General features: G+C 31.6%; 26 protein-coding genes and 4 pseudogenes. 26 read left to right on the top strand and 4 right to left on the bottom strand.

Features of this window, described 5'->3' with window-relative positions:
- Positions 1-913, top strand: a 913-nt coding sequence (locus VK90_RS23815; protein WP_048375694.1) for a thiol-activated cytolysin family protein, incomplete at its 5' end; no start/stop codon positions are given.
- 217 nt (positions 914-1,130) lie between these two features.
- On the opposite strand, the pseudogene VK90_RS30350 reads toward VK90_RS23815, so the two are convergent.
- Positions 1,131-1,250, bottom strand: a pseudogene (locus VK90_RS30350) (IS200/IS605 family element RNA-guided endonuclease TnpB); the annotation flags it as partial.
- Positions 1,251-1,425: 175 nt separating this feature from the next.
- Here VK90_RS30350 and VK90_RS23820 point away from each other — a divergent pair.
- Together VK90_RS23820 and VK90_RS23825 are read left to right on the top strand one after the other, a co-directional pair.
- Positions 1,426-1,704, top strand: coding sequence for an AbrB/MazE/SpoVT family DNA-binding domain-containing protein (locus tag VK90_RS23820; protein WP_048375696.1), 279 nt, complete (start codon positions 1,426-1,428; stop codon positions 1,702-1,704).
- 289 nt (positions 1,705-1,993) lie between these two features.
- On the top strand, positions 1,994-2,488 hold the full coding sequence (locus tag VK90_RS23825; RefSeq protein WP_048375697.1) for an NUDIX hydrolase: 495 nt from the start codon (positions 1,994-1,996) through the stop codon (positions 2,486-2,488).
- Positions 2,489-2,638: 150 nt separating this feature from the next.
- Here the strand turns inward: VK90_RS23825 and VK90_RS23830 are convergent, their stop codons facing one another.
- Positions 2,639-3,106, bottom strand: a complete 468-nt coding sequence (locus VK90_RS23830; protein ID WP_048375699.1) for a hypothetical protein — start codon at positions 3,104-3,106, stop codon at positions 2,639-2,641.
- A gap of 680 nt (positions 3,107-3,786) precedes the next feature.
- Here VK90_RS23830 and VK90_RS23835 point away from each other — a divergent pair.
- The 5 genes from VK90_RS23835 to VK90_RS30355 all read left to right on the top strand — a co-directional run bounded on the left by VK90_RS23835 (position 3,787) and on the right by VK90_RS30355 (position 7,623).
- Entirely contained in the window at positions 3,787-4,368 is a 582-nt protein-coding gene (locus tag VK90_RS23835; RefSeq protein WP_231595941.1) for a VanZ family protein, read from the top strand.
- 98 nt (positions 4,369-4,466) lie between these two features.
- Positions 4,467-4,685, top strand: coding sequence for a hypothetical protein (locus VK90_RS23840; RefSeq protein WP_048375701.1), 219 nt, complete (start codon positions 4,467-4,469; stop codon positions 4,683-4,685).
- A 265-nt stretch (positions 4,686-4,950) separates the two neighbouring features.
- Positions 4,951-5,379 (top strand): DUF5412 domain-containing protein, encoded by a 429-nt coding sequence (locus tag VK90_RS23845; protein ID WP_048375703.1) that lies wholly within the window; start codon positions 4,951-4,953, stop codon positions 5,377-5,379.
- A 932-nt stretch (positions 5,380-6,311) separates the two neighbouring features.
- Entirely contained in the window at positions 6,312-7,196 is an 885-nt protein-coding gene (locus VK90_RS23850; RefSeq protein ID WP_048375704.1) for an Rpn family recombination-promoting nuclease/putative transposase, read from the top strand.
- Positions 7,197-7,455: 259 nt separating this feature from the next.
- The gene (locus VK90_RS30355) at positions 7,456-7,623 is read left to right on the top strand and encodes a hypothetical protein (protein WP_000625960.1); all 168 of its coding nucleotides are present in this window, start codon (positions 7,456-7,458) and stop codon (positions 7,621-7,623) included.
- Between the two features lie 88 nt (positions 7,624-7,711).
- Here the strand turns inward: VK90_RS30355 and VK90_RS23855 are convergent, their stop codons facing one another.
- On the bottom strand, positions 7,712-8,872 hold the full coding sequence (locus tag VK90_RS23855; RefSeq protein WP_048375707.1) for a tyrosine-type recombinase/integrase: 1,161 nt from the start codon (positions 8,870-8,872) through the stop codon (positions 7,712-7,714).
- Between the two features lie 357 nt (positions 8,873-9,229).
- Between VK90_RS23855 and VK90_RS23860 the strand changes: the two genes are divergently transcribed.
- The 15 genes and pseudogenes from VK90_RS23860 (at position 9,230) to VK90_RS23930 (ending at position 21,791) form a co-directional block, all read left to right on the top strand.
- On the top strand, positions 9,230-10,213 hold the full coding sequence (locus tag VK90_RS23860) for a hypothetical protein (RefSeq protein ID WP_048375709.1): 984 nt from the start codon (positions 9,230-9,232) through the stop codon (positions 10,211-10,213).
- Between the two features lie 240 nt (positions 10,214-10,453).
- Positions 10,454-11,161 (top strand): annotated as a pseudogene (locus VK90_RS23865) (IS6 family transposase).
- Between the two features lie 206 nt (positions 11,162-11,367).
- Positions 11,368-12,090: a response regulator transcription factor gene (locus VK90_RS23870; RefSeq protein ID WP_048375711.1), complete on the top strand. Its 723-nt coding sequence runs from the start codon at positions 11,368-11,370 to the stop codon at positions 12,088-12,090.
- Positions 12,087-13,481: a sensor histidine kinase gene (locus VK90_RS23875; protein WP_048375713.1), complete on the top strand. Its 1,395-nt coding sequence runs from the start codon at positions 12,087-12,089 to the stop codon at positions 13,479-13,481. The genes VK90_RS23870 and VK90_RS23875 overlap by 4 nt, the downstream gene beginning before the upstream one ends.
- A gap of 86 nt (positions 13,482-13,567) precedes the next feature.
- Entirely contained in the window at positions 13,568-14,482 is a 915-nt protein-coding gene (locus tag VK90_RS23880) for an ABC transporter ATP-binding protein (RefSeq protein ID WP_048375715.1), read from the top strand.
- Positions 14,482-15,222 (top strand): ABC transporter permease, encoded by a 741-nt coding sequence (locus VK90_RS23885; RefSeq protein WP_025147331.1) that lies wholly within the window; start codon positions 14,482-14,484, stop codon positions 15,220-15,222. Before VK90_RS23880 ends, VK90_RS23885 begins: the two co-directional genes overlap by 1 nt.
- Before the next feature lie 12 nt (positions 15,223-15,234).
- Positions 15,235-15,981 carry an ABC transporter permease gene (locus VK90_RS23890; protein ID WP_048375718.1) on the top strand — a complete coding sequence of 249 codons (747 nt, stop codon included), beginning with the start codon at positions 15,235-15,237 and terminating at the stop codon, positions 15,979-15,981.
- Entirely contained in the window at positions 15,978-16,202 is a 225-nt protein-coding gene (locus VK90_RS23895) for a bacteriocin immunity protein (protein WP_048375720.1), read from the top strand. The genes VK90_RS23890 and VK90_RS23895 overlap by 4 nt, the downstream gene beginning before the upstream one ends.
- Positions 16,203-16,773: 571 nt before the next feature.
- A complete protein-coding gene (locus VK90_RS23900) occupies positions 16,774-18,327 on the top strand; it encodes a serine hydrolase domain-containing protein (RefSeq protein WP_053081459.1) in 1,554 nt (517 codons plus the stop codon).
- A 632-nt stretch (positions 18,328-18,959) separates the two neighbouring features.
- The gene (locus tag VK90_RS23910) at positions 18,960-19,274 is read left to right on the top strand and encodes a hypothetical protein (RefSeq protein WP_025147335.1); all 315 of its coding nucleotides are present in this window, start codon (positions 18,960-18,962) and stop codon (positions 19,272-19,274) included.
- Between the two features lie 12 nt (positions 19,275-19,286).
- On the top strand, positions 19,287-19,553 hold the full coding sequence (locus VK90_RS23915) for a hypothetical protein (RefSeq protein WP_048375724.1): 267 nt from the start codon (positions 19,287-19,289) through the stop codon (positions 19,551-19,553).
- A gap of 11 nt (positions 19,554-19,564) precedes the next feature.
- The gene (locus VK90_RS23920; RefSeq protein ID WP_048375725.1) at positions 19,565-20,083 is read left to right on the top strand and encodes a hypothetical protein; all 519 of its coding nucleotides are present in this window, start codon (positions 19,565-19,567) and stop codon (positions 20,081-20,083) included.
- A 34-nt stretch (positions 20,084-20,117) separates the two neighbouring features.
- Positions 20,118-20,273 (top strand): annotated as a pseudogene (locus tag VK90_RS30360) (zincin-like metallopeptidase domain-containing protein); the annotation flags it as partial.
- Positions 20,274-20,624: 351 nt separating this feature from the next.
- Positions 20,625-21,152 (top strand): hypothetical protein, encoded by a 528-nt coding sequence (locus VK90_RS23925; RefSeq protein WP_048375726.1) that lies wholly within the window; start codon positions 20,625-20,627, stop codon positions 21,150-21,152.
- Between the two features lie 153 nt (positions 21,153-21,305).
- Complete coding sequence (locus VK90_RS23930; RefSeq protein WP_048375731.1) at positions 21,306-21,791, top strand: DUF2716 domain-containing protein; 486 nt, start codon at positions 21,306-21,308, stop codon at positions 21,789-21,791.
- Positions 21,792-22,006: 215 nt separating this feature from the next.
- Here the strand turns inward: VK90_RS23930 and VK90_RS30860 are convergent.
- Positions 22,007-22,105, bottom strand: a pseudogene (locus VK90_RS30860) (IS6 family transposase); the annotation flags it as partial.
- Between the two features lie 114 nt (positions 22,106-22,219).
- Between VK90_RS30860 and VK90_RS23935 the strand changes: the two are divergent.
- The 3 genes from VK90_RS23935 to VK90_RS23945 all read left to right on the top strand — a co-directional run.
- Positions 22,220-22,852 carry a hypothetical protein gene (locus tag VK90_RS23935; protein WP_025147340.1) on the top strand — a complete coding sequence of 211 codons (633 nt, stop codon included), beginning with the start codon at positions 22,220-22,222 and terminating at the stop codon, positions 22,850-22,852.
- Between the two features lie 635 nt (positions 22,853-23,487).
- The gene (locus VK90_RS23940) at positions 23,488-24,192 is read left to right on the top strand and encodes an alpha/beta hydrolase (RefSeq protein WP_025147341.1); all 705 of its coding nucleotides are present in this window, start codon (positions 23,488-23,490) and stop codon (positions 24,190-24,192) included.
- Between the two features lie 201 nt (positions 24,193-24,393).
- A partial coding sequence (locus tag VK90_RS23945) for an alpha/beta fold hydrolase (protein WP_048375728.1) occupies positions 24,394-24,848 on the top strand: 455 nt, incomplete at its 3' end.

The raw sequence follows: 24,848 nt of genomic DNA on the forward strand, positions 1-24,848 counted from the left end.
AAATGTTAACGCTAAATATCTTGATAATTCACTGAATATTGATTTTAATGCGGTTGCAAATGGAGAGAAAAAAGTGATGGTTGCGGCATATAAGCAAATATTTTATACCGTAAGTGCTGAACTACCTAACAATCCATCAGATCTTTTTGATAATAGCGTTACTTTTGATGAGCTAACTCGTAAAGGGGTAAGTAATGCGGCTCCGCCTGTTATGGTATCAAATGTAGCTTATGGTAGAACAGTTTATGTGAAATTAGAAACATCATCTAAGAGCAAAGATGTACAAACTGCTTTTAAAGCCTTAATTAAGGGGCAAGGCGTTGAAGCGAGTGGACAGTACAAAGATATTTTTGAAGACAGTACCTTTACCGCTGTAGTATTAGGCGGAGATGCAAAAGAGCATAACAAGGTTGTTACAAAAGATTTTAATGAAATCCGAAATATCATTAAAGATAATGCAGAATTAAGTTCTAAAAATCCAGCATACCCAATTTCATATACAAGCACTTTCTTAAAAGATAACGCAACTGCTGCTGTTCATAACAATACAGATTATATTGAGACTTCAACTACAGAGTATTCTAGTGCTAAAATGACGCTTGATCATACTGGTGGATATGTTGCTCAATTTGATGTATCTTGGGATGAATTCTCATATGATCAAAATGGAAAAGAAGTGCTAACCCATAAAACTTGGGAAGGAAACGGCAGAGACAGAACTGCTCATTTCAATACAGTCATACCACTTCCACCGAATTCAAAAAATGTAAAAGTCGTAGCAAGAGAATGTACAGGTCTTGCATGGGAATGGTGGAGAACAATTATTAATGAACAAAATGTTCCATTAACAAATGAAATTAAAGTTTCAATTGGAGGAACAACATTACATCCAAATGCTAATATTAGTCATTAATTAAAACCTAATATATGTCCGAAGCGCCCTGTTTACAGGGCGCTTTTTTACTTGGTCACAAGTATATTGGCGCATTTTCAAATATATCATACTCATCTAATTGGAGCGTCAGCATACACTTTTAAGTAAAGAAAAAACGCTTAAAAGGCGGTTTACTTTTACATTGACCTGTTCCAAGTCAAACTGTTCACCGACTTTTAACTCATTAAACTAACCTCGGGTTGCGCCGAATCGTTGCATTTAAAATACTCCTTTCTACTTCAAGACTTTTGGCAAAGCGAACAAGGGCAAGTTTAGATAATTTCATTTTGTTGCCTTCAATCGCAATATTTTCGTTATGGGGGATTTTGATTCTTTAGGTTGATGGTCATGTGTCTGTACCTCTTAAAGAAATTCTTGTTATGATCGTTAGTTTTTGGATCATTATGTTTCTCGTGTATGGTGAAAGCCTGTTACAATAGTAAAGAATAATTTGGGTACAAATTGATAAATGAAATGGGGAAAGATGCTAGATGAAAGCAACCGGAGTAACTAGAAAAGTAGATGAATTAGGGCGTGTAGTAATTCCAAAGGAACTTAGAAATACGCTTGGTATTAGAGAAAAATCGCCATTAGAGATCTTTGTAGAAGGTGAAGACATTGTTTTACAGAAGTATCAGCCTGGTGGTGTTTGTGCATTAACAGGAGAAGTATCAAATCGTAACATATCATTAGCAAATGGTAAGATCTCATTAAGTCCAGAAGGTGCAGAATTATTAATAAAAGAAATAGAACAATACCTTGTAAAATAAGAGGCTCCTTTCAAGGGGCTTTTTTAGGCTTAACATTATAATTTCACGTACCGTAATAATTAATAAAAGATGAAACACCACAGAAATAGTCTACATTTAACTATATGTTGGGGTACCGCCACATCGCCATCAAGCTAGATTTTTAATTACCCCAGAACGAAAATTTTATGCATCGTTGACTACTGATAATGAGACGTTATGTTAACCTCACATGTATGTAATATACAATCAAATACTCACAATAAATTACTTCTTATAAATGGTACAATTAGGAAAAGGGGGGTATTATATGACAACGGCTTATGTAAATTGGGAAGAAGCAAAAATAAAATTAACCTGGAAACAGGATAATCAACTACCGCCACAAGACCTAATAACAAGTGTTCATGGACTTTGCTTTTATGATAGCAAGATATTATTAGTCGATTTGAATCATAGAGGATGGGATTTTCCTGGTGGTCACATTGAATTAAATGAAACTCCTGAAGAGTGCTTTAAACGTGAAGCAATGGAAGAGGGCTATGTTGAAGGTAAATGTAATCTTATTGGATACATAATAGTTGATCACAACGAGAATCCAAAATGGAATAAAAAAAGTAAATATCCTAAAGTTGGTTATCAAGTGTTCTACCGAATGGATATTAAAAAATTCCATACTTTTGAAGGTGAGCATGAATCAGCCCATAGGAAATTAATTAATCCAAATGAAATCACAGTTCATCATCATGAATGGCATAGCGTATATCAATCTATTTTAGACTATGCTCTTTATACAGAATTCTAAATTGAAAAATTTGATTGAAAAGTTATCTTGAACAAGAGTATTACATTAACTTCCAATAACGATAATTAGCCCAAATGGACGGCTTATTGTATTTTTTGCTTAGCCTGGTTTAAATCCCCAAAAAGACGATAGGAAATCCTATCGTCTTTTTTATTTTCTATTAAAAAATAAATTTAAATCAGTTTTATCTGTATCATAAGCTAATGCTTCAGCAATATAGTCTTGAATAATTGCCAATTTAGCTTTTTCAAAGAATGGTACTGAAATAATATAATCTGATCCTGCCCTTTGAATAATCAATACATTTTGCATACCACTACCTAAAATACCAATTCCAATTAATAGTAAAATGAGTCCGAATACAAAGTTATTTCCTATGGTATTAAAGGAAAAAAGAAGAATAATCAATCCTAATATAATAGGTTTTATTCTATACTGAGAAGAAATCATTGAAGAACTAATATTTTTCAAAGGAATGCTTTGATTATCTTTTCCAGCAGGAATAAACCCTAATATAGTGTTTCCTGTTGATACTTTTACAAATCTGGAATCAACTGAAACAAACCCTTTAATCCAAAAAAACAAAAGTGACAACGAAAAATCTGTTTTTTTCTCCATTCCATCCTCCCAAAATGTAAAATATTCCATTCATGAAAATATTATATCAAATTTTCTGAAAATGGGGAATAGCAACGATTCATTCTTTTTTGAACTACTTGTAAAAAAACTTTAAAATATATTCCGTAAACTTATTTTCAGCAAGATATACAGGTGTTCTGTAAACAAATCTTGTTAAATCCATTCCCAAAAGTAGTAATCGTTATCACAAACACTCAGAAACTCTTAAAACACCTGTAAAAAGGTTTAAATATCTACGAATACCATAAGAACCAAAAAAATAAGCCACTCACAAGTAATATTAAAACCTTTAAAAAAGAATCCTCCTTTTTTTTGGGTGTGAGTGCGAACCCCCATGTATTAAACTAGAGATAACTTTAAAAATGATTGTGATTGTCGAAAGTGTAAAAAGCGTAAGCGTTGTAAACCAAAATGTAAAAAAGTCTGTTGTTGCAAATGTTTCTTTATTTGTTGTCCTTGTGATGATTATTGTGATCGAGAACATTGGTAAAATTGTTCATGTTTTTTTGTTTTTAATAAGAAATAATCGTGGTTAACAAAAGAATATGATAAAATTCAACTTCCGCGATTGTACGTTATGTTAACCTCACATGAATATGATATACAATATACTTTTATCTATTTGAACATGTTAAAATAAACAAAAAGGATGGGAAAATATGACACAGTTATGGAGATCTTTTGAACATGTAGTTCCCCTATTTTTAATTGCAACCGTTATTGTATGTACAATTGCAATTGTATTAGTAAAAAAGAAAGGGAATGAAACAGTTGCACATAAAAACACAATTATTATGAACATAATTTTTCCTCTCTCGATAATTGCCATTTTACTGATTACTGTTACACCAAGACATACAGGGATAGGAATTAGAACAGTAAATTTAATCCCTTTTATTGGTATGTATAAGTTAATGACCAATTATGTCGATATTATGGTTCCTATCAAAAATATATTGTTTAACATAATCCTATTTATGCCATTCGGCTTCGCCTTATTATGGAAAAAACACACAAAACTTTCTATTTACCAAGTGACAATGATAGGATTTGTATTTTCTCTGCTAATTGAATTTACCCAATATGCCTTTCCGTCAGGACGCTCATCAGATATAGACGATGTAATATTGAACACTGTTGGAACATTATTGGGATGTTTATTCTGGAACCTGATTTATATGTTATTTCCAAAGCTTTTAAAAACATCGAATGAGAATGCTATACAAAATAACTTCCAATAACGAGAATTATGTTAATAAGACCTCATGATGTGGTAAAATTCAGGTGTTTCATTAATATGAATATACATGAAGCTTAGAAAATAAAAAGGAGGATTTTTATGGTCGATAATTATATAAATGAAAAAGATCATCTTTTTTATAAAAAACGTTTTTATAATGTTTTAGCTTCAATTCCTCTTGTAGTTAACACGCTAATAGTAATATATTTATTAGATTTGGGATTAACTTATTTTGTAACCTTTACTGGCATTGCAGTAATAACTTTATTAATTCAGTTCATTTATTATTATTCAAATTGGAAAAAATCTCTTAAGTAACTTTTCTAATAGTTTTATGAGTAAAAAGTCTCTTCAGAAGATCTGAAGAGACTTTTTGAGATTTTTAGATACATGGACTACTGATAAGTGAGGTTATGTTAACTTGGTAAAAATACGTTATATAAAAGGAATTTCTTATTTTTATCGAGAATATACTTATGTTCTTGATTTGTTAATTTGAAGGTAAAATATGTATTTTTTGATATATATACCATTTATTAAATGATATAATATGATTTATATTCTATGGGGTGGTGTTAAATGAATGAGTAATGTAAATACAAAAGGTAAAATTAAAAGAACAAAAAGAAAAGTATTAATAGCCATACTTTCTATGTTCATAATTATAATTGGATTTGGATACTGGAAATTATTTAGTTTGCAAGGTGTCCCGAAAGGCGAATTAATTCGAACAGTGCAATCTCCAGATGGAAAATATCTCATTAAGACTTATTTTCATAATGCAGGATCATTAAGTGCGGATGCTGTTAGAGGTGAATTAGTTAACCTTGATACAGATTCAGTGGAAAATATATATTGGAACTATCCAGATACGGATCCATATATTGAATGGGTAAATAAGAATAGTGTTAGAATTGGCGATCAAACTTTAGATATTTCACAGAAAGGAACTTATGATTGGCGTGATGATGATAAGCACGTTAAAGAAATACCGAAACAATTTATTAAATAGAACAAGTAAAATTAGATTTATTCAATCTTATTTATTTAACTATAGATAGGATTATATGACTGAAAAGTCCCTTTAGATCTTCTAAATGGACTTTTTTAGGTTTCTAGATACGACTACTGATAATTGGTGTTATATTAAGGAGTCTCGCCACATCGTCATCAAGCCTAGAAATCGATGGTTCCCCAAAACGAAAAAACGAGCGAACTTCTCATAGATAGCTGTGGAGAGATAATAATTTTATTTTGTGAGTCCTTCAAAATATTTACAAAATGGAGATGGTGTTATTTATTGTTTAAATTGATGGTTCTGGTGCAAAAATAAAATAAACAAAACCCACAGAGAACAAGAATGTTTTCTGTGGGTTTTGTTTATTTCAAAGAAGCTTTGGGGAAGCTTGGTTTGATCAATTTTATTTTTCTAACACATCTTGTATTAGAAAAATAAAATATAGAGTGTTTTGCATATACATTAGCGATAAGCTTATCTTACTTTAAATATCTTTCAAAAGTCTTTCAAAAATGTTACAAAAGTCTTTCATTGGTTTTAAAGACGCTCGGCCAAGGTGAATAACAGAATCATTTCATTCTCTACCTCACGCTAACAATAATATGTATACTTTTTCTGTACCTGGATTTCTGTATTTTGGGTTCTGGTGCAAAAATGATTACGTCGATAATCCAACATGAATGTTATATTCTCATAAAAATGAGTTGTTCGGAAATCAATATAAAAATTCGTATTTTTATACCCTGTAAAGATTGAACGTTTGTAATTACTCTCATATTTTTGTGTATATTTTGCACCAGAATCACCAATTTTTTATGGATTCTGGCAAGCTCTTTTGTGCGATAGCATAAGAGCCTGTTTGCATGTTCTACCTTTTTTTATGTACAATAAGAACAAGAGATGATATAGACAGGGAGAGGAAATCCATGTCCACTAAATTAGTAAATTTACGCATTGATTTTGCTTTTAAACAGTTATTTGGGACGAAAGGAAATGAGGAAATTCTAACAGGTTTCTTAAATGCAATTCTAGAGGAATCTTTAGATACACCTATTACAACGCTACAACTAGAAGATCCACATCTCCATAAATCTTATGAGGATGATAAGTTATCGATTTTAGACCTATTAGCAACACTAGATAATGGGACGCAAGTAAATATCGAAATTCAGCTTCGGAATACACATGATATGGTGAAGCGATCTTTATATTATTGGAGCAAACTTTATACATCCCAAATGCAAGAAGGGATGCCATATCGTTCACTTCGGAAAACAATTACCATTAACTTATTAGACTTTATTTTGTTTTCTCAGGATGACGCATTTCATACCATCGGACAATTATGGAATACAAAAATGCAGCAACTATTAAGTGACGACATTGAAATTCATTTTGTAGAGATACCGAAATTGGTAAAACAATGGCGTGAAGAAAAAGTAAACCCGTGGGAAAATACATTTGTTCGTTGGATGTTATTATTACCAGCACATGAAGACGAACATTTAACTCAAACATTGGAGGAGATTGCGATGAATCAAGATCCAATTTTACAAAAGGCAATAAATAAATGGGAAAATATGAGCCATGATTCTTCTTTCCGAACAGCATATGAAGCTCGAGAGAAATTACTTCTAGATGAACAAGCTAAGCTAGCACATGCAGAACAAGAGGGTATAGAAAAAGGCATTGAGCAAGGTAAGATGCAAATGATTCGAGGGATGCATGAAATTGGCGTACCGCTTGAAACTATTGCAAAAGCAAGTAAGTTAAGTGTGGAGGAAATAGAACGTATCTTGAAATTAAAGTAAATATATAAGAACATACAGAAACTATGTTAAATACAAATTTGTATTCTATTCATGAGCAAACGTATAGAAGAAAGTAGACGTTCATTATCGTAGTACTTCTAATCGAAAAGCATTGCTGAAGACTTTGGCAGTGCTTTTTCTAAATCAACTTTTTGTTATTTTTCATTCTGCTTACAATATCACTTTATATTTTTTGAGAATATATCCACACCTATCGGCATATATCTTAAACACAATAGATATATGAAAGGGTGAGAGTATGATTTCATCATATTCAGTAAGATACATTTTGATAACAGGTAATACTTTTATAAAAAAAGTGATTACTGTATATGCATCTTCAGCGTTCTTTGCTATTGAAAAAATCAAAAAAGAATTAGAACGCCGTTTTTCTAATCCTACAAAAATTGAAGTCTATGCAGTGTAAATATTTAAAGCAATTCAAACGGACAAGGTGAAACTGAATGTTCGTTTCACCTTGTCCTATTTCGAATTTATTATATATTAATTACATATTAAAATTCATCATCACCAATTAATTTTCCTACATCATTATCCTTAGTAAGTCTTTGCTTCAAGTAATTTTCTTTTGTAGTTCTATCATTTTTATGGCCAACTGCAGCTGCTATGACATGAGGCGCTAGCCCCTTGTAATCATATAAGTACTGTACATAAAAATGTCTAAAGAAGTGAGGGGTAATTCGTATATTCTCTGTAAAAGGTAACTTGGTATCCTTAATAATTTTAGAAATATATTGTGACAAGTAATTCTCTCTATAAGCAGTATGGTTCTTTGTTTGAAATATAGTCCCACCATTTTTATTCCCAATGTTTACAGGTAACCTTCTCCGGATTCGAAATGCAACAATACGATTAAAAATATCCTTATTAATAGAAACAATCCGTTCATTATCTCCCTTTGTATCAACTGTTAAATAGTAACGTCCACGTATAGCGTCATACTCAAGATCTTTCCATTTGGCATGAGCGACTTCTGCAACACGTAATCCCGTAGTAGCCAGGAGCGATAATAAAGCGTAATTGATTTCATTGTCCTTATAGTAATGAAGCAAATGCTTCACTTCCTCATATGATAACTCGCGTTTTGGTTTATGTTGTTTATTAACGGTCGTACTTAGAATCTCTACATGAAGAGGTTCCTGGATATATTGAATTTCATACAACCATTTCAAGTAAGAGCGGATTACACCAAGTTTTCTACTAATCGTAGATGCTTTGTACTTTTCTTTTGATTGATAGGAGATTGCCTCCTGGGATAACCACTTTTGATAGTTTCGGATATGTCGTTTTCTTAAGTTCCTCCAAACTTGGCCAATTACATAATCTCTTACATCTTGCTGTAGAAATTCTGTGCTTTGTTTGATGAAAAAATAGAACTGGCTTAGATCACGTGCATATAGAGTCCTGGATGCATTCTTTATACGTTTTTCTTGGTCAAAATGTGTTTGCCGATTTAAGTAGTAGTACAATATTTCCTCATCTGAAAACCCCTCATATGTATATGAATCTTCTCTTTCGTTATTTTCCTTTTTAAATTCAGCTTCATTTATATAATCACGATTCCATATTGCAATTATATTTGCAAATTCTTGTTTTTGTTTTTCAATAACTTTTAATGAACTATCTTTATGTAGTGTATTCATTTCAAATTTCATTATATATCAACTCCTAACGGAATTATAATCTAATAACATTATAACCTATATTCATGTAAAACTAGTTATATAAAGAAATTAAACTTTAATTATTAGTAAATGGATAATAACTATAGAAAATCTCACATTTTCTATGGTTATAGATTAATTTTTATTTAACATTACCTTTCATATGATTTCTTATCTTATAAAAGGTAATTTAATTAGAAAATATATTTATCTTTTATATATTTTTAAAAATAATTTAAGTGTTAATTGTGTTATAATTAATTTAAATCACATATTTTATTAATTTAACTTTACATAATAATATTATGCATTCCACATAAAAGCAGTTTACTCGTAGGAGGAAAGATAATGTTTGAAATGCAAGAAATGAATATGAATACGAATGAAGTAAAGGCTTATTTAGAAATTAGTGGCTTCATTTTCAATACTCTTATGAAGAAAGGTCAATTAAATCCAATTAATAGAAATACCTGGCGTTTAGATGGCAGTTTTTTATTTAAGCGAGAAGATATAGAAAAATTGAAAGAAGAACGTGAAACAGAAGGAATTACCTTATATCAGGCAACCAAAGATTATAATGTGAGTATGTATCAACTTGAAAAGTGGATAGAAGATGGGGATTTGAATTGTACTATACAGAAACATCGTAATCGTGAAACGAAATTTGTAAAAGAGGAAGAAATTCACGGATTGGTGCAACAATTAGATCAGACAAATGCCCTCTATACATTCTCACAAAAACATAATGTAGTATTGTTCCAAAAATTTATGCAGGGTAATAAATTAGCACGCATTATATCCATTCCAAAGCGTGGAGATATTGTACTTCTTGATGAATTTGGAAATAATATGACACTAGAAGATGCAATAATTATGGGGTATGAGCCATCATATGTTTTATCCGATAAACCAAGAAGTCATCATCAAAAGTTTGTAAAATTCCGTTTTCCAAAATCAAATCAATTACGTAATAATATCTTTTATTTGATTGATTTAATACTACAGTATGTTTCACCACGCAATATAAAAATATCTGAAGAAGATGGATTCTGGTATTTCGATATTCGCCAATCTGTTATTCAATTACCAATGCAGATGCAATTAGAATGGATTGAAAGCCTAACGCCGTATATAATAGAAGGAAAGCTAACTCAGCGTGTCAATAATAGTATATATTTAGACAGTAGCAGTGTGACTAAGTCAATAACCATTACAAGTAACGAATACCATACAATCACAAAAATTGTAAAAGAAACGAACAGTTCTATTGAAGAATTTATTGCAAGCGCAATCCGAGATAAAATTAATCAACATATGTTGTATAAACGCTAAAAATCTACCCATCAAACTCATGGAATATCTCTCATATGGACTTAGAATCAACATTGTTAACCGTAAGTACTATTCTATTTAACAGGCTAATAAAGCCTCTTAAAAATGAATCTGAGGATTCATTTTTTTACAATGTATGAAAAAAAACGGTTCTGGTGCAAAAACTACAGGATAATTGCAATGAATCTATAAATCTTGGACATACTGATACTACTAATCTAAAGAATGTGTGTAATTGGTATGGAAAAGGAAAATGTATTCAAATGGAAGCATTATCAGCCTGAACCAATCTTATTAACAGTAAGATGGTACCTGCGGTACAATTTGAGCTTTCGTAACTTGGTGGAAATGATGGAGGAAAGAGGATTATCAATTGTTCACACAACGATTATGCGCTGGGTTCATCAATATGGACCTCAACTAGAAGAGAAAGTACGGCATCATCTTAAGCCAACAAATGACTCGTGGAGAGTCGATGAAACATATATCAAAGTAAAAGGGCAATGGATGTATTTATATCGTGCAGTCGATTCAGAAGGGTATACAATTGATTTTTATCTAAGTAAATCAAGAGATAAACAAGCAGCCAAGCGCTTTTTCAAGAAAGCCTTGGCTTTTTCGTATGTTTCTAAACCTCGCGTGATAGCAGTAGATAAGAACCCTGCCTATCCTGTAGCGATTCAAGAGTTGAAAGAAGAGAAGCATATGCCTTAAGGCATACAACTAAGGCAAGTTAGATATCTCAATAATATAGTGGAACAAGATCATCGTTTGATTAAGAAACGCGTGCGTTCTATGTTTGGATTCAAGTCATTTAAAACAGCAACCTCTATATTGAGTGGTGTTGAAGCCATGCATATGATGAAAAAAGAACAGATTGATTTACGGGACCAGTCTGTCCAAAACCAGAAAGAATTCATCCATCAATTGTTTGGGCTTGCAGCATAAGATACGATTCCGTTAGGAACATATGCGCTTTATTCTCTGTTATTTTTGCACCAGAACCCGAAAAAATGATAATCTCCCCCTAAAATAAGTGGTAAAACTTTCAAATTGCTATTCTACTGTAGAAGGAAAATGATACATTAATAATTAAGGTAATACTGTTCACTATTTAATTCTAAATTACATAGAAAGATATTGAGGTGCAATAGATGATACATAATATTCCAGATGTTTACACAAAAAAAATTCTTATAGTAGATGATGAAAAAGAGATTTTAAATTTATTGGAAGCAGTTTTAAAGAAAGAGGGGTTTCAACATATTTATACGTATACAACAGGAGAAGAAGGAATACGCATGTGTAAGCAAGTACAGCCAGATCTTATCATATTAGATATTATGCTTCCAGATTTAGATGGATATAGTGTTTGTCAGCAAATTCGTCAGTTTACATTCGTTCCAATATTTTTCCTATCGGCGAAAAATGAAGATTTAGATAAAATACTTGGATTAAGTATAGGTGGTGACGATTACATTACAAAGCCTTTTAGTCCGAAAGAAGTAGCATATAAGATGAAAGCATTTTTTCGACGCGATCAATATCAAGAAAAGGCTCGGATTATGTATCAGTTTGGAGACATTACGATAGATGAGGCGCAAGGAACAGTGTTAAGGGGTGATACATTACTAACTTTAACAGCAAAAGAATTTAACATATTACTATTTTTAATAAAAAATCCAAATCAAATTTTTAGTAAGGCCCGCTTATATGAAGCTGTCTGGGGAGAAACATATCTCGGTAATGATAATATTATGATGGTGCATATGAGGCATTTAAGAGAAAAAATAGAGGATAATCCTTCTAAACCCCATTATCTTATAACAGTAAGGGGACTAGGATATAAACTTAATACAAAAGGTGATGTAAGATGAAGTGGAAGGTCACGAGACTATATATTGCATCATTAATAGGATTAATTATGTTTATCCTAATCGTTCAATTTTTTGCTTTTAGTTATTTAGTATTTACTTATAACTATAAGGGAATGGACGATCCAGAAGGCTCAGTATTAGCTTTTCAAAAAGAAATTACAGTAGAAAATGAAAAAATTTCGATAACAAATAAAGGGAAAAAATTTTTAAAAGAACATGGAGCATGGTTACAAGTATTAAATCATAATAGTGATGAAGTATTTCAAATGTATAAGCCTAAAAATACACCAACTCACTATACTCCTAGTGAATTGATTTTACGCTATAAGTACGATATTGGGGATTATACAACGTTTGTGGGTAAGTTAGATAAAAGTACACAAGTAGAAAGTTACATTGTCGCTTTCCCGTCAAACCAAGCATTACGAAAATCTGTCTATTTGAATTTCAATAATTTAACTAGCTTCTATCCATATGGGATTTTAATGTTAATAGGAGTAGCAGTAGTTTGTATTTTATTATTTGCTTACATTGTGGCAAGGTATATGTCAAAACCTGTTGTCATGATAATTGAGCATATTAATAAATTAAAACAAGGACAATATAAACAAGTACTGGAAGAAAAAGGAATCTATGCAGAGGTGTATACAAATCTTAATCAGTTATCACATCAACTAAAGGATATTAACGTTCAAAGAAAAAAATTAGATACGATGCGAGCAGAATGGATTATAAACATCTCTCATGATTTAAAGACACCGCTATCTTCTATTAAAGGCTATAGTGAAGTTATAGGGAATCGAGAGTATAAAATTACTGCACAAGAAATGTACCACTATGCAGAAGTAATTCAAAGTAAATCAATTTATATTGAAAAACTGATTGATGATTTAAAACTTACATATCAATTGAAGAATGCATTGTTACCTATCCATAAAACTACAGTAGATATTGTGAATCTCACCCGAGAAACAATTATTGAATTTATGAATATGCCTCATTATGAGAATCGATTAATTAAATTTGAATGCCCTCAGGAAAAACTAATTATAAAAGCAGATCAGGGATTAATTCAACGTGTCACAGTCAACTTATTGAATAATGCGCTCATTCATACTGATGTTAAAACATTAATACAAGTTCGTATAAAACAAACATCCGAATACACCATAGTTACGATTGAGGACAATGGTGACGGAATAAATAAAAATGATTTACCACATATTTTTGATCGATACTTCCGTGGTACAAATACAGATCCAAAAAGTGGCTCAGGTTTAGGAATGGCAATTGTAAAGGAAATCATCGTAGCTCACGGTGGAGAAATTGCAGTAGAAAGCATCAAAGGAAATGGTACTAAAATTACATTTCAGCTTCCGTTAGAAAATTAAGCTAAACTTAAGGTCAGCTCAATTCAAGATTAAGCAAGAACTTTTATAATAAATGATAGCTTAATTAAGAAAAAGAGGTGCCAATAATGGGAACATACATCATTGAAACAGAAAATTTAACAAAGACATATGGAGCTGTAAATAGTGTGAATCAATTACAAATGCAAGTTGGTAAAGGTGAAATTTATGGCTTTCTAGGCCCAAATGGGGCTGGGAAAACAACGACAATTAGAATGTTACTGGGATTAATAAAACCGACTACAGGTAATATTAAAGTATTCAATCGAGATTTAAAAACAAATCGAATAGATATTTTAAGAGAGGTTGGCTCTCTTGTTGAGTCGCCATCTTATTATGGACATTTAACAGGTCATGAAAATCTAGAAGTAATTCGGCAAATGTTACAAGTACCAAAAAAGAATATTGATGAGGTATTACGTATCGTTCGATTAGAGAAACAAAAAGATAAACTAGTTAAACAATACTCACTTGGAATGAAGCAACGCCTTGGCATAGCAATGGCACTACTTGGAAATCCAAAATTGTTAATTTTAGATGAACCTACAAACGGATTAGACCCTGCCGGGATTCAAGAAATTCGTGAACTCATCAAACAACTGCCAAAGCAATATGATATGACAGTTGTTATTTCAAGTCATTTGCTAAATGAGATGGATCAAATTGCAACACAAGTGGGTATTATTAATAGTGGACAGCTAATTTTTCAAGACAAAATTGAAGTGTTACGCAAAAAAAGTCAGGCATTAATGAAAATACGTGTAAATGATGTAGTAAAGGCACATCAAATTTTAGAACAGCATCAAATTCATCTCGGGCTTGAAGGTGATTGTCTTGTTACGCATCAACAAGAAGATCACCTTATTTCTCACATAAATCACTTATTAGCAAAGCAAAATATATCAGTTTATCGAATTGAAGAAGAGAAGCATACGTTGGAAGAAATATTTCTAAGCTTAACAGAAAAAGGTGGTGTTTTATAGTGATTGCTGCCTTAAGAAGTGAATTATTGAAATTAAAAAGAAAGAAATTATTTTTAGTTGTATTTTTGATACAGTCTTTAGCATTACTTTGGTTATTTGCTATTGTGTCACAAGAAAAAAAGGAATTTCTAAATTGGGAGTCGCTTCTTTCAAGAGTAAGTATGATAAATGCATTATTTTTACCTATAATGATTGCGACAATTACATCTCGAATAATTGATTTTGAAAATAAGGGGAACACCTGGAAGCTATTGTGTGCAATTCCCACATCCAGGCAGCTAGTATATATAACTAAAATTATCTTTAGTCTCTTTTTTCTTGTATACGCAGGTATAATTTCTATTTCCGCAATTATATTAATAGGAAAAATTTTTAATTTTGAAAGTGGAATTCCGGTGATATTATTACTGAAATATGGTTGTTTTACCATTATAGGATGTATTCCAATGGTTATTTTGCAACTCTGGATATCTTTGGTAGTGAAAAATCAAGTATTTGCTTTAACGGCAGGTGTAATCGGCTCATTTCTTGGGTATTTCGGGCAGATGTTACCTTGGAAAACATGGATAATTTGGACCTATTCATCTCTGACAAATCCAATTTCTTGGGCATTTTCCAATGGGAAAATAGTGTTTTTCCCAAACCAAGGAGTCATGATGAATCTTTTGTTAAGTTTAGGAGTTAGTTTATTATTTATCGTTCTTAGCACTGCTCATTTTTCGCAAAAAGATATTCATTAGGAGGATGCAGATATGTTATTAAGCTCATTTCGATGTGAATTATTAAAATTAAAACGTTCAAAAATATGGATTGTAATGACATTCATTCCGCTTATTTGTATTGCACTTGGACTCATAAATTTTCAAGTAAACTACGATGTCTTAATGAAAGTCTCAACAAATGAGTGGGAGAAGGCTTGGACACAAGTTGGATTAATTTATGGATTATTTTTATTTCCTGTCGTAGTAAGTATTTATTGTGCGTTTGTATGCCGCTTTGAACATAGCGAGGGAAACTGGAAAAAAATCATCTCTTTACCAATTCCATTTCGATATGTGTACATGGCAAAGTTATTAGTAATCGTTATGTTAACTTTATTGACACAAGTATTTTTTTTAATTGCTTATATCTTAATTGGTAAGCTACTAGGTATTACAAGTCCTATTCCTTGGAATTCATTATTAAATTGGTCATTCAATGGATGGATTGGTACATTTTCAATTGCTGCACTACAATTATTTCTTTCATCTGCTATAAAAAGTTTTGCTGTTCCCGTTGGAATGAGTTTTGGTTTTACATGTATAGGAATGATATTTCATTACCTAAATATCGGGTATATATGGCCATTTGCGCAACCAGGATTAGCAATGGACCCTATTCATCTAGAAGGCTTGCAGACTTTCTTTCAGTTTAGTAGTTTTTATGTCTTAAGTTGCTTATTCGTTATTATATTTACTTTTGTTGGAGTTCGAAGATTTACAATAAAAGATATTATATGAATAGAAGTACAGCGAAATTAACAAGAGAAGAACTGATAAATCTAGTAAGCAAAATTGTAGAATGTGAAGGAACTGAAGAGGAGATTGATGAAATGATAGAAGTTGTAGAAAGAAATGTTTCACATCCAGAAGTAAGTGATCTAATATATTGGAATGATGAAAATCTTACTCCAGAACAAATAGTAGATATAGCACTAGCGTATAAACCAATACAACTTTAGAATTTTTAATAAAATCTTACTCTTGCTACATAAATAACAATAAAGTAAATGCTTTATTAGATAAAGCTTAAAAGAGTTATAAATTCAGCAAAAAAAGGAGGCAGAACTCACACTTGAGTCCCGCCTCCTTTTTGCATTTCCTTATCTCATATATACATAGACCTCGTTCACTGTTACATAGTATGTCTTACCTTGACTGTTGTGTACTTTATATTTGTAAACGGTTAATAGTTATCTATATTTCAGTATTTATCATTGGTGCTATCATCTTTGTAGGTAAACATACAATAGAAGAGTTTCAAGTCAGACAGTATGGTAAACCTGTACAGAGATAATAAAGTTGTTTAATTTACAATAAAGTCGTTTAAAAAACGCCAGTCATGTTATTCAACAATCGGGCCATTTAATGGAATAAGAATCGCAAATCTAATTGGATATTTATGTTAATATTAGTGTAGGATTTGTGAAGGATTGTCTTAATCTAAAATTGTAGTTAATTTTTTTGGTTGAACATAGAAGTAGTTTATATGAGTGTAGGTATTCAGATAACAGGGGAGACAAGGAGACTGAAATGATAAACTTTGTTAAGCAAGAAAAACTTAAATGTTCTACATGCGGGAATGAAATCAGAGAAAAACCGGTTATGAGGAAAAGACAATCTGCAATAGGCAAAATGTTCGTAATCGCCATACTAATGCTAATGATAAGTGTTAACGGAGTTGTATTTGCAAACGATAACGAATCTACAAATGGTAGTCTTGATATTTCTAAGATTGATCAGTTTATGACAAATGAGATAGAGAGACTGAACATTCCTGGTGCATCATTGGCTATCGTAAAGGGAGATAAAGTGGAATATATACAAGGATATGGTATTTCAAATCCAGATGGGACAAAAATGACATCGCAAACGCCAATTGTTCTTGGTTCGACTACTAAATCGTTCACGGCTCTTGCCATTATGCAGTTAGTGGAACAAGGAAAAATCTCCCTAGAAGAACCGGTGCAATCCTACATACCTTGGTTTCAAATTGCAGATGAAGGAGCATCTGAAAAAATCACCATTCAACATTTACTGAATCATACAAGCGGTCTTTCTACAAATGATGGTCAAGTATCTATATCACAAGGGAATAAAACATTAAAAGAACATATTAAAAGCTTGGCAAATACAGAATTGACATATTCTGTGGGCGAACAATATCAATACTCGAATTTAAATTATAACATTTTAGGTTTAGTCATCGAGGAGGTTACGAATAAATCGTATAAAGAGTATATCAATGAATTCATATTCAAGCCGCTTGAAATGAACAATAGTTATGTTAATCCAAAAGATGATACAAACAATGCAATTGCGACTGGATACCAAACTGTATTTGGATTAAAGGTGCCGACAAAGCAATTAATCCATGAAGGAACTGTTTCTTCAGGTTACCTTATTTCCAGTGCGGAAGATATGGCAAATTATATGATCGTACAATTGAATCAGGGAGAATTTAAAGGGAAAAGTATTTTATCAGCGAATGCAATGACCACAATGCATCATCCATCAGCACTCATGGGGAATGATACCTACTATGCAATGGGATGGGAAGTGAATAATGAAGGAATCTCCCATAATGGATGGACAGAAAATACATACTCAAAAGTTGTGTTAGATGGGGAGTATGGCATCAGCTTGCAGATCAATTCAATGGATTATCTTAATCTTAATGAATATGATGCCATCATAAGCGGGATAAACAAGCTGGTACATAATGAAGAACCTTCTATATCTGATAGCAATCCATTTATGAAATATGTAATTATTGATTTGATTTTACTGGCAATAGTTGCTTTAATTGTTTGTTCAGCTTACAGAATTTTTAAACCTAAAAATCGTAAAGTAACAACATTCCGTAGGATTCTAAATGGGTTGTCTATATTAATATTTAACTGGCTGCTGCCATTGATTATTTTAATTGGATTTCCTAAATTATTTGGTCCTTTGTCTACGGTAACATTATTTGCTCCAGGAATAGGGCATCTCTTATTTTTAATACCTTTGCTTTTTATAATTGTGGGAGTCGTTAAATTAGGTAAAGTAACACTAACATTAAAGAAAAATACTTTCGATGCATAAGCTGAAAAATCGTGATTGATTTTATGAATTCTCTCTCTAGTAATTGAAAAAGTATGTTATTTTAATTTCATTTAATCCTCCTATCCCCATTAATATTTTTCAATAGGAGATCAAGTACGATAGATACTATCATAAGGGGTGCCATCATTTCTTATTGAACTAAAGGGGCTTTAGTTCAATAAGAAATAAGTGATTGTGTTTTTAGGTCTCGTTCATAATTTAATTTATTCCATTAAAGGGTGCTATTGTTGAATGAGCCTTAGATTTTTAAACGATTTTATTGTTATATTTTGAGTACAGTGAAGTATCTTATATCGAAAATTAAACAACTAAATTTTAACCCCGTCCTAAATTTAGAACGGGGTTATGCTTGTTTTAGGTTTAAAAATTAAATAACTTTATTTTCTTTTCACAAAACCAGTAATAGTAGAAGTAGTGGATAAGAAAGAATATTCAACTATGCGAGGTAACTCCTATGAAATCAAGTACAAAATAAAAGATAAGACTTACTTAGGTAATGTAGATAAAGAGTTATACAAGAAGTTAGACAAAGGCACTAAAATAGAAGTACTAGAATACAAAGGAAAGACAATCATGTATGATAGTTACGATGTAAAGTAAGGGGGATTATATTGAAAAAGAAACGGTTTAGAATTGGTTGTATTGTAGTGTTTCTAGTGTGTACGTTCCTACTCATAGGGGTAGGAACGTACGACGAGATACAAGTCAGACAACATGGTAAGTCAAGTATAGCGGAAGTCGTAGACATGAAAGAGTACACGCCTAAAGGGTTTAAGACTTATGAAATCAAGTACAAAGTAGATGGTGAAACGCACACAGGTAGCGTAAGTAAGAAAGTATACAAACGTTTAGACATTGGTTCTCGCATTGAGGTTATTGAGTACAAAGGAAAGACTATGCTATTTGAAAGTTACGATTCAAAGTAAGGGGTATGAATAGTGAATCATAGACGTAAGAAAAAGAAGAATCCAATACACGTAGAAAAAGTACCAAATAGGGTAGAACGCATAGGAAAAGAAGAGAAACCGAAAGACGAGCAGAGTAACAAGTTTGTTGACATTCTCCTTGGTATTCTTCTTTTCCCAATTATTATATGGGCAGTATTAGAAGGTTCTAGGAGACAGTTAAGTAAAAAGGCAACTCTTGTGGTTATAAGTGTTATTGTTTTCATCTTAGTTGGGGTAGTGATAATAGGAAACAAATAAAGGGGTATGTTATGAGTGAAAAGAAATTCATAAACTTAGAGAAAGACCCAGAGTATGTAGACGACTATGTTGTATTTAAGAGTACAAAGTTTGGAAAAACCTACTACTTAGATTCATCTGTGAAAGAGTATACAGAGTATGAACTTGAAGAGTATATCATGAAACTTGAAGCATACAAGAAAAAGAGAAGGAAGAAGGCTTGGATGTATGTAGGTATTTTCGTCTTATTCTGTTTGGTCTTGTCAGTTATAGAGGGGTATCAAAACGATGAATTAGTTAAAAACGGCAAAGCAAAAGAGGTTATGGTTCTTGGGAAACACATTGAAGAAGAGTATATCATACTAAAACACCCTACTTTAGAGTTGTTTGACAATAACAAAATGAAAAAGATATGGGTGAAACAGGAACTTTACGATAAGGTATATCCGACTGACAGGTTACGAATCATTGAGTACAAAGGTGAAGTTAAGTTAGACCCTAGATATGACGATAAAGACTTGGTCATACAGAAGTATAAGTTTGGGAGGTAATTGTAATATGGTTGAGTAAGGGGCATCTTATCAGCCTGCTAAGGACCATGTAAATGTACCTTCCATGAAGGATTTCCCGAAAGTTGAAGGATACTATAGCACTTTATTTCATGAATTTATTCATTCAACAGGCTATTCCAGCAGATTAAAGAGAGACGGAATCACTTCAGCAACTGGACTTATAGCATAAAATACGATTCCATTAGAAATCTACTATCATCCATGTTCTTCTTCATATATTTGCACCAGAACCATAAATTCAATGAAGTTAACTAAACAAAGTGTACCTTTCGGTATAACTATTACGTTATATCAAATTGATGAGTGGATTGTGCTGGTTCAATTATTAATAAGTAATTGATTATATTCCAAAAGAAAGCAGACCTACTTGCTTTCTTTTTTTATATACCTCTATCAAAATACATATATCTCATTATTCTAATAGAATCTATTTTATTGATAAAATTTCACATCAATACCAAATTAATGGAAATGGATGTAAGATTAATTTGTAAGTAAATTTTATTAAGGAGTGATAATTGTGAAACGAGTAATTGGTATACTTTCCACAGGTTTATTAGCAGGTGCAATGTTATTTGGTGCTTCAAGCCCTCAGGCGTATGCGGAGTCCCCATCAAAGCCATACCAGGTAGTAACACCTGGAGTTAATGGTGAACAAGCGACTATTGGTTTTGACGAAAAATCAGATTTTGAAAATTTTTTAACTACACATCCAGTTCCTAAAAATTTCAAGATTCAACCTTTAGCTCAAATTTACTCTACTTTTTATTACGATAACGATTTGAAAGGCTCAAGATTTACTGTAAATGCAAGTAGAAACCCAGTTATTATTGCAAACTTTGGTGGTTCAAACAATGATAATGTTTCCTCTGTACTTACACATTCTTTTGGAGATTATACAACTATCTATGAACATAATAACGCCCAAGGACATGCACTTGCTATTGTAAATAACGGCGGATATATTAATTTGACTAGTTTCAGCTTGGGGGATGGGGCTAGAACTTGGAATGATGAGGCCTCTTCAGCAATTGTGAAATCTAATTAAAATTTGCGAATTATACATTATAAAAAAGCTAGCTTTATGCTAGCTTTTTTATAATGTATAATGTGGGGTTATGTTAACCAGATGCGAATAGAATAAACAGTTCCATCATGTTATTTTTAATTATGTGATTATATTAGAAAGTAGGTAATGATTTTGAATAAGTGGATTTTGTTAAATTCCAAAGAGTATGAGGATGTTTGGGATAGATTTGAAGATGAATTTTGTTTTAATCCTAATATAGATGGTGACCAATCATTTAAATTTTCTTGTCCATATATTACTTATGATATATCTGATTGTTTTGAAGGGAAATGGACTGATGACGATTATGATAATTTTGATTATATATTATTGGAATCTCTTATTCTATGTACCAAGAAACATGAATATATATATGCGTTAGATTGGCAGCATGCTGGCTACTGGATGAATCCTAGTTTAAATCTAAATCTAAACGAAGATGATCATCGCTGGAAAATCCCATTTTTTCCGGATGGAGATTACTATTTCTTTTTGCAAAAAGACTTTAGATGGGGTTATTTAGGACATCCTTGGGAAAAAACTATTTATATTTTCGGGGAAAAATTAATTGAAACATTTAAAGAATTGAAATCTACTAGAAAAAATGATAAAGTATAACTTTTTACTACCGCTAACGGGAATTATATAAAAAAAGCTAGCATGAATCTAGCTTTTTTTGATCACAGGTATTTTAATCTCTTTATTCATCAATTTTTGAATGTATACCTTTGTTTTTGATTTTGCTAAAAATAGCTGAAGTTGGATAAGGTTAATGAATTTAACACTTTGAAAGTAAACTAATTGATAAAAGTTTACTTTTGGATTTTTAACATTTACAATTTATGAATGAATTTAACTTCATTTTGGGCAGATTTCACTCTTTGATGAAGTTGCCTTTTTTTCATCATATGCATAGCTTCGATGCCACTTAAAAATAAATTTCTGGAATTGAGGGTTACTATTAATCTATAATTTATTTAAAATAAAGGTAGTGAAGAGTAACTACTCTTCACCTGAAATAAATATAAAGGAGAATTATAATAATAATGACTTTTCCCAATAATGTTAACGGTATGTGTGAGTATTCAATAATAGAAATTAGATGCTTACCCTATAATTCTGAAACAATAAAATTTCAAAACGACTTTGTTCTTATTTGTAGTACATATCTTAATAAAAATGATAAAGCACATGGTCATACTACATTTGAAATCCAATCTGTAAAAGAATTATCTTATAATAATTCACACGTTAAAGAAGCCAAAAAATTTGCATTCAAAGGTGGTACTTTAAGGATTAATGATTTTGTAAACATAATTGAGGTGAAAACTGATTATGATACAAAGATTATAGCAAACCTTTCTTACCAATATTCTAAAGATCAAGAGATGGAATATATACAAAATAAAGACTTACTCCTATTTTCTACTTCAGTAGGAATCAAAGGTTCTTTTTCTAACGTCCCTTATCTTTATCTACCACCAGAATTTAAGACCTACATGGATTACTATGATGCTCATCAAGAATCTAAAATTCTCCATGATGCTTTTTATACTTTGTGTCGAAGCACAAAAGAAGATAGTGAATTCATTGAACAATTTAAGGAACTACAAGATAAACAAAGTATTTTAGAAAAAGATTTATATGATCGTTATTTACAAAATACATATAAGGACTAAATGAATTTCGTAAACTATCCCCACTTTCAGCTTGTTTAGAAGTGATCGCTTCCTAAATTCACCTATCTTGCGTGTTTATTTCTATACAAGTACAAGAACTAATCATGGATTAGGCTATCTCGTTAGTTTATATAGTTCGGTGAACTACTCATCACCTATGCTAACGCTTAGAGGTGGGAGCTTCTCAGTTCCATGACGAAAGTGTGGCTTTGAAATAAAGTTGAACTGTTTATAAAAAAGTCGCACCGTTTTGAAAAAAGTTTAACCGGAATTTCCTATCTCTTTAAAGAAGGGATTTCGGTTTTTCTTGTGGATTAAGAATCTGTTAAGTGATAATAAAGTTATTCCATTAAATGGCCAGATTGTGGAGTAACTTTATTAATTGTTTCGAGAAGATTGTGAAGAAGTGTACTTAAGCTAACGGTGCAGATTAGCTCAATAAGGAATCAAAATAAGAACTTGTAGCTTCTAAAGAAATGAAAAAAAAGAAAGATTTCAAATACAGAGGTAGAGAGATATTATAATTCATTTGTGATAAATTAGGAATAGTTTGATTTATTTAAAACTGAGTAGAGGATTATAAAGTGTGTGCGGTTTTTTGCCAAGTCCTATATGTCTTATTCTATGGAGGAAATATGCTTAAAGATAATTTTAAAATTAGTAATATTCCCACGGTTTTATGGGGAGATAAGAGTGAAAAAATTTTTATTGCAGTACATGGAAATATGTCAAATAAGGAAGATACAGTTATTCAAATATTAGCTGAAGAAGCCAATCAAAAAGGTTATCAAGTATTAAGCTTTGATTTACCTGAGCACGGAGAAAGAAAAAATGATAATACTCCTTGCAAAGTACAGTTTTGTGTTAGTGAATTATCTATAATTATGAATTACGCAAAAGAACATTGGAAAGAAGTAAGCGTGTTTGCATGTAGTATGGGAGCTTATTTTAGCCTTTTAGCCTATCAAAATGATGTGTTAGAAAAGGCATTATTTTTATCACCAGTAGTTAATATGGAACGAATTATCGAAAATATGATGAAATGGTTTAGCGTAACACCAGAGCTTTTGCAAAAAGAAATGACTATAGAGACACCTATTGGTCAAAAGTTATATTGGGATTATTTATGCTATGTAAAAGAACATCCTATTAATACATGGAATACAGATACATATATTATGTATGGAGCCAAGGATGAACTGTGCGAATTTGAAACTATTAACTATTTTACAAAAAAACATCGTTGCGAATTAGAAGTCATTGAAACAGGTGAACATTACTTTCATACTGAAGAACAGTTAAAGATATTTGAACAGTGGTTACACAAACATATCGATTAACAAATTACAATTTATCTTGAACCTGTTAGAGAAAAATGGTGAATATATAAACTGATATTATATTTGAGAGACATTATAAATGTGAATGTATTCACTTAAATAAACAGGTGCCTTAGCAAAATATTACTGAGCTGCATAAACGGCCCTTTTTTATTGTAGAAATAATAATGTAAAGCTTATAATTTAATTGGGTGATTAAAAGTGACTATACAACATAAAAAGATAATCAATTTCTATGATAGGCGTATACTGTTCAATAAATATCGTAAAAATACACCAAGCGTAATCTTTATTGCAGGGTTAGGCGATAGCCATGAAACATGGAAAAAGGTCCAAGACCGAATATCGGATGAAACGTCAACCTTGTCCTATGACAGGGCGGGTATTGGCAGGAGTCAAGACGTAGCTGTCCCGCGAACTTGCTGTGATCTTGTCGAGGAGCTCTCCGAATTGTTGCAAGCGCTTGACGTGGAGAAGCCTTATATATTAGTAGGCCATTCCTTTGGTGGGTTGGTCGCCAGATTGTATACCAGTCTTTATCCGCTGGACATCTGTGGTATGGTTTTGGTTGACGCTGCACCGGAATATAAAGAACTTGCCTATGAAAAGGTTCTACCAGAAAATCTACTTGCAGGAAATAGGGAATATTTCGAGAA

The sequence above is a fragment of the Bacillus sp. LK2 genome (assembly GCF_001043575.1).
GTDB classification, from domain to species: domain Bacteria; phylum Bacillota; class Bacilli; order Bacillales; family Bacillaceae_G; genus Bacillus_A; species Bacillus_A paramycoides.

What these genes read in the sequence shown, in the direction of transcription:
- VK90_RS23940 (WP_025147341.1), top strand. Translation starts at nt 23,488, where the DNA reads ATGCTTAAAGATAATTTTAAAATTAGTAATATTCCCACGGTTTTATGG.
- VK90_RS23875 (WP_048375713.1), top strand. Translation starts at nt 12,087, where the DNA reads ATGAAGTGGAAGGTCACGAGACTATATATTGCATCATTAATAGGATTA.
- VK90_RS23920 (WP_048375725.1), top strand. Translation starts at nt 19,565, where the DNA reads ATGAGTGAAAAGAAATTCATAAACTTAGAGAAAGACCCAGAGTATGTA.
- VK90_RS30355 (WP_000625960.1), top strand. Translation starts at nt 7,456, where the DNA reads ATGATTTCATCATATTCAGTAAGATACATTTTGATAACAGGTAATACT.
- VK90_RS23870 (WP_048375711.1), top strand. Translation starts at nt 11,368, where the DNA reads ATGATACATAATATTCCAGATGTTTACACAAAAAAAATTCTTATAGTA.
- VK90_RS23845 (WP_048375703.1), top strand. Translation starts at nt 4,951, where the DNA reads ATGAGTAATGTAAATACAAAAGGTAAAATTAAAAGAACAAAAAGAAAA.
- VK90_RS23900 (WP_053081459.1), top strand. Translation starts at nt 16,774, where the DNA reads ATGATAAACTTTGTTAAGCAAGAAAAACTTAAATGTTCTACATGCGGG.
- VK90_RS23855 (WP_048375707.1), bottom strand. Translation starts at nt 8,872, where the DNA reads ATGAAATTTGAAATGAATACACTACATAAAGATAGTTCATTAAAAGTT.
- VK90_RS23850 (WP_048375704.1), top strand. Translation starts at nt 6,312, where the DNA reads ATGTCCACTAAATTAGTAAATTTACGCATTGATTTTGCTTTTAAACAG.
- VK90_RS23895 (WP_048375720.1), top strand. Translation starts at nt 15,978, where the DNA reads ATGAATAGAAGTACAGCGAAATTAACAAGAGAAGAACTGATAAATCTA.
- VK90_RS23860 (WP_048375709.1), top strand. Translation starts at nt 9,230, where the DNA reads ATGTTTGAAATGCAAGAAATGAATATGAATACGAATGAAGTAAAGGCT.
- VK90_RS23835 (WP_231595941.1), top strand. Translation starts at nt 3,787, where the DNA reads ATGACACAGTTATGGAGATCTTTTGAACATGTAGTTCCCCTATTTTTA.
- VK90_RS23890 (WP_048375718.1), top strand. Translation starts at nt 15,235, where the DNA reads ATGTTATTAAGCTCATTTCGATGTGAATTATTAAAATTAAAACGTTCA.
- VK90_RS23825 (WP_048375697.1), top strand. Translation starts at nt 1,994, where the DNA reads ATGACAACGGCTTATGTAAATTGGGAAGAAGCAAAAATAAAATTAACC.
- VK90_RS23820 (WP_048375696.1), top strand. Translation starts at nt 1,426, where the DNA reads ATGAAAGCAACCGGAGTAACTAGAAAAGTAGATGAATTAGGGCGTGTA.
- VK90_RS23830 (WP_048375699.1), bottom strand. Translation starts at nt 3,106, where the DNA reads ATGGAGAAAAAAACAGATTTTTCGTTGTCACTTTTGTTTTTTTGGATT.
- VK90_RS23935 (WP_025147340.1), top strand. Translation starts at nt 22,220, where the DNA reads ATGACTTTTCCCAATAATGTTAACGGTATGTGTGAGTATTCAATAATA.
- VK90_RS23840 (WP_048375701.1), top strand. Translation starts at nt 4,467, where the DNA reads ATGGTCGATAATTATATAAATGAAAAAGATCATCTTTTTTATAAAAAA.
- VK90_RS23880 (WP_048375715.1), top strand. Translation starts at nt 13,568, where the DNA reads ATGGGAACATACATCATTGAAACAGAAAATTTAACAAAGACATATGGA.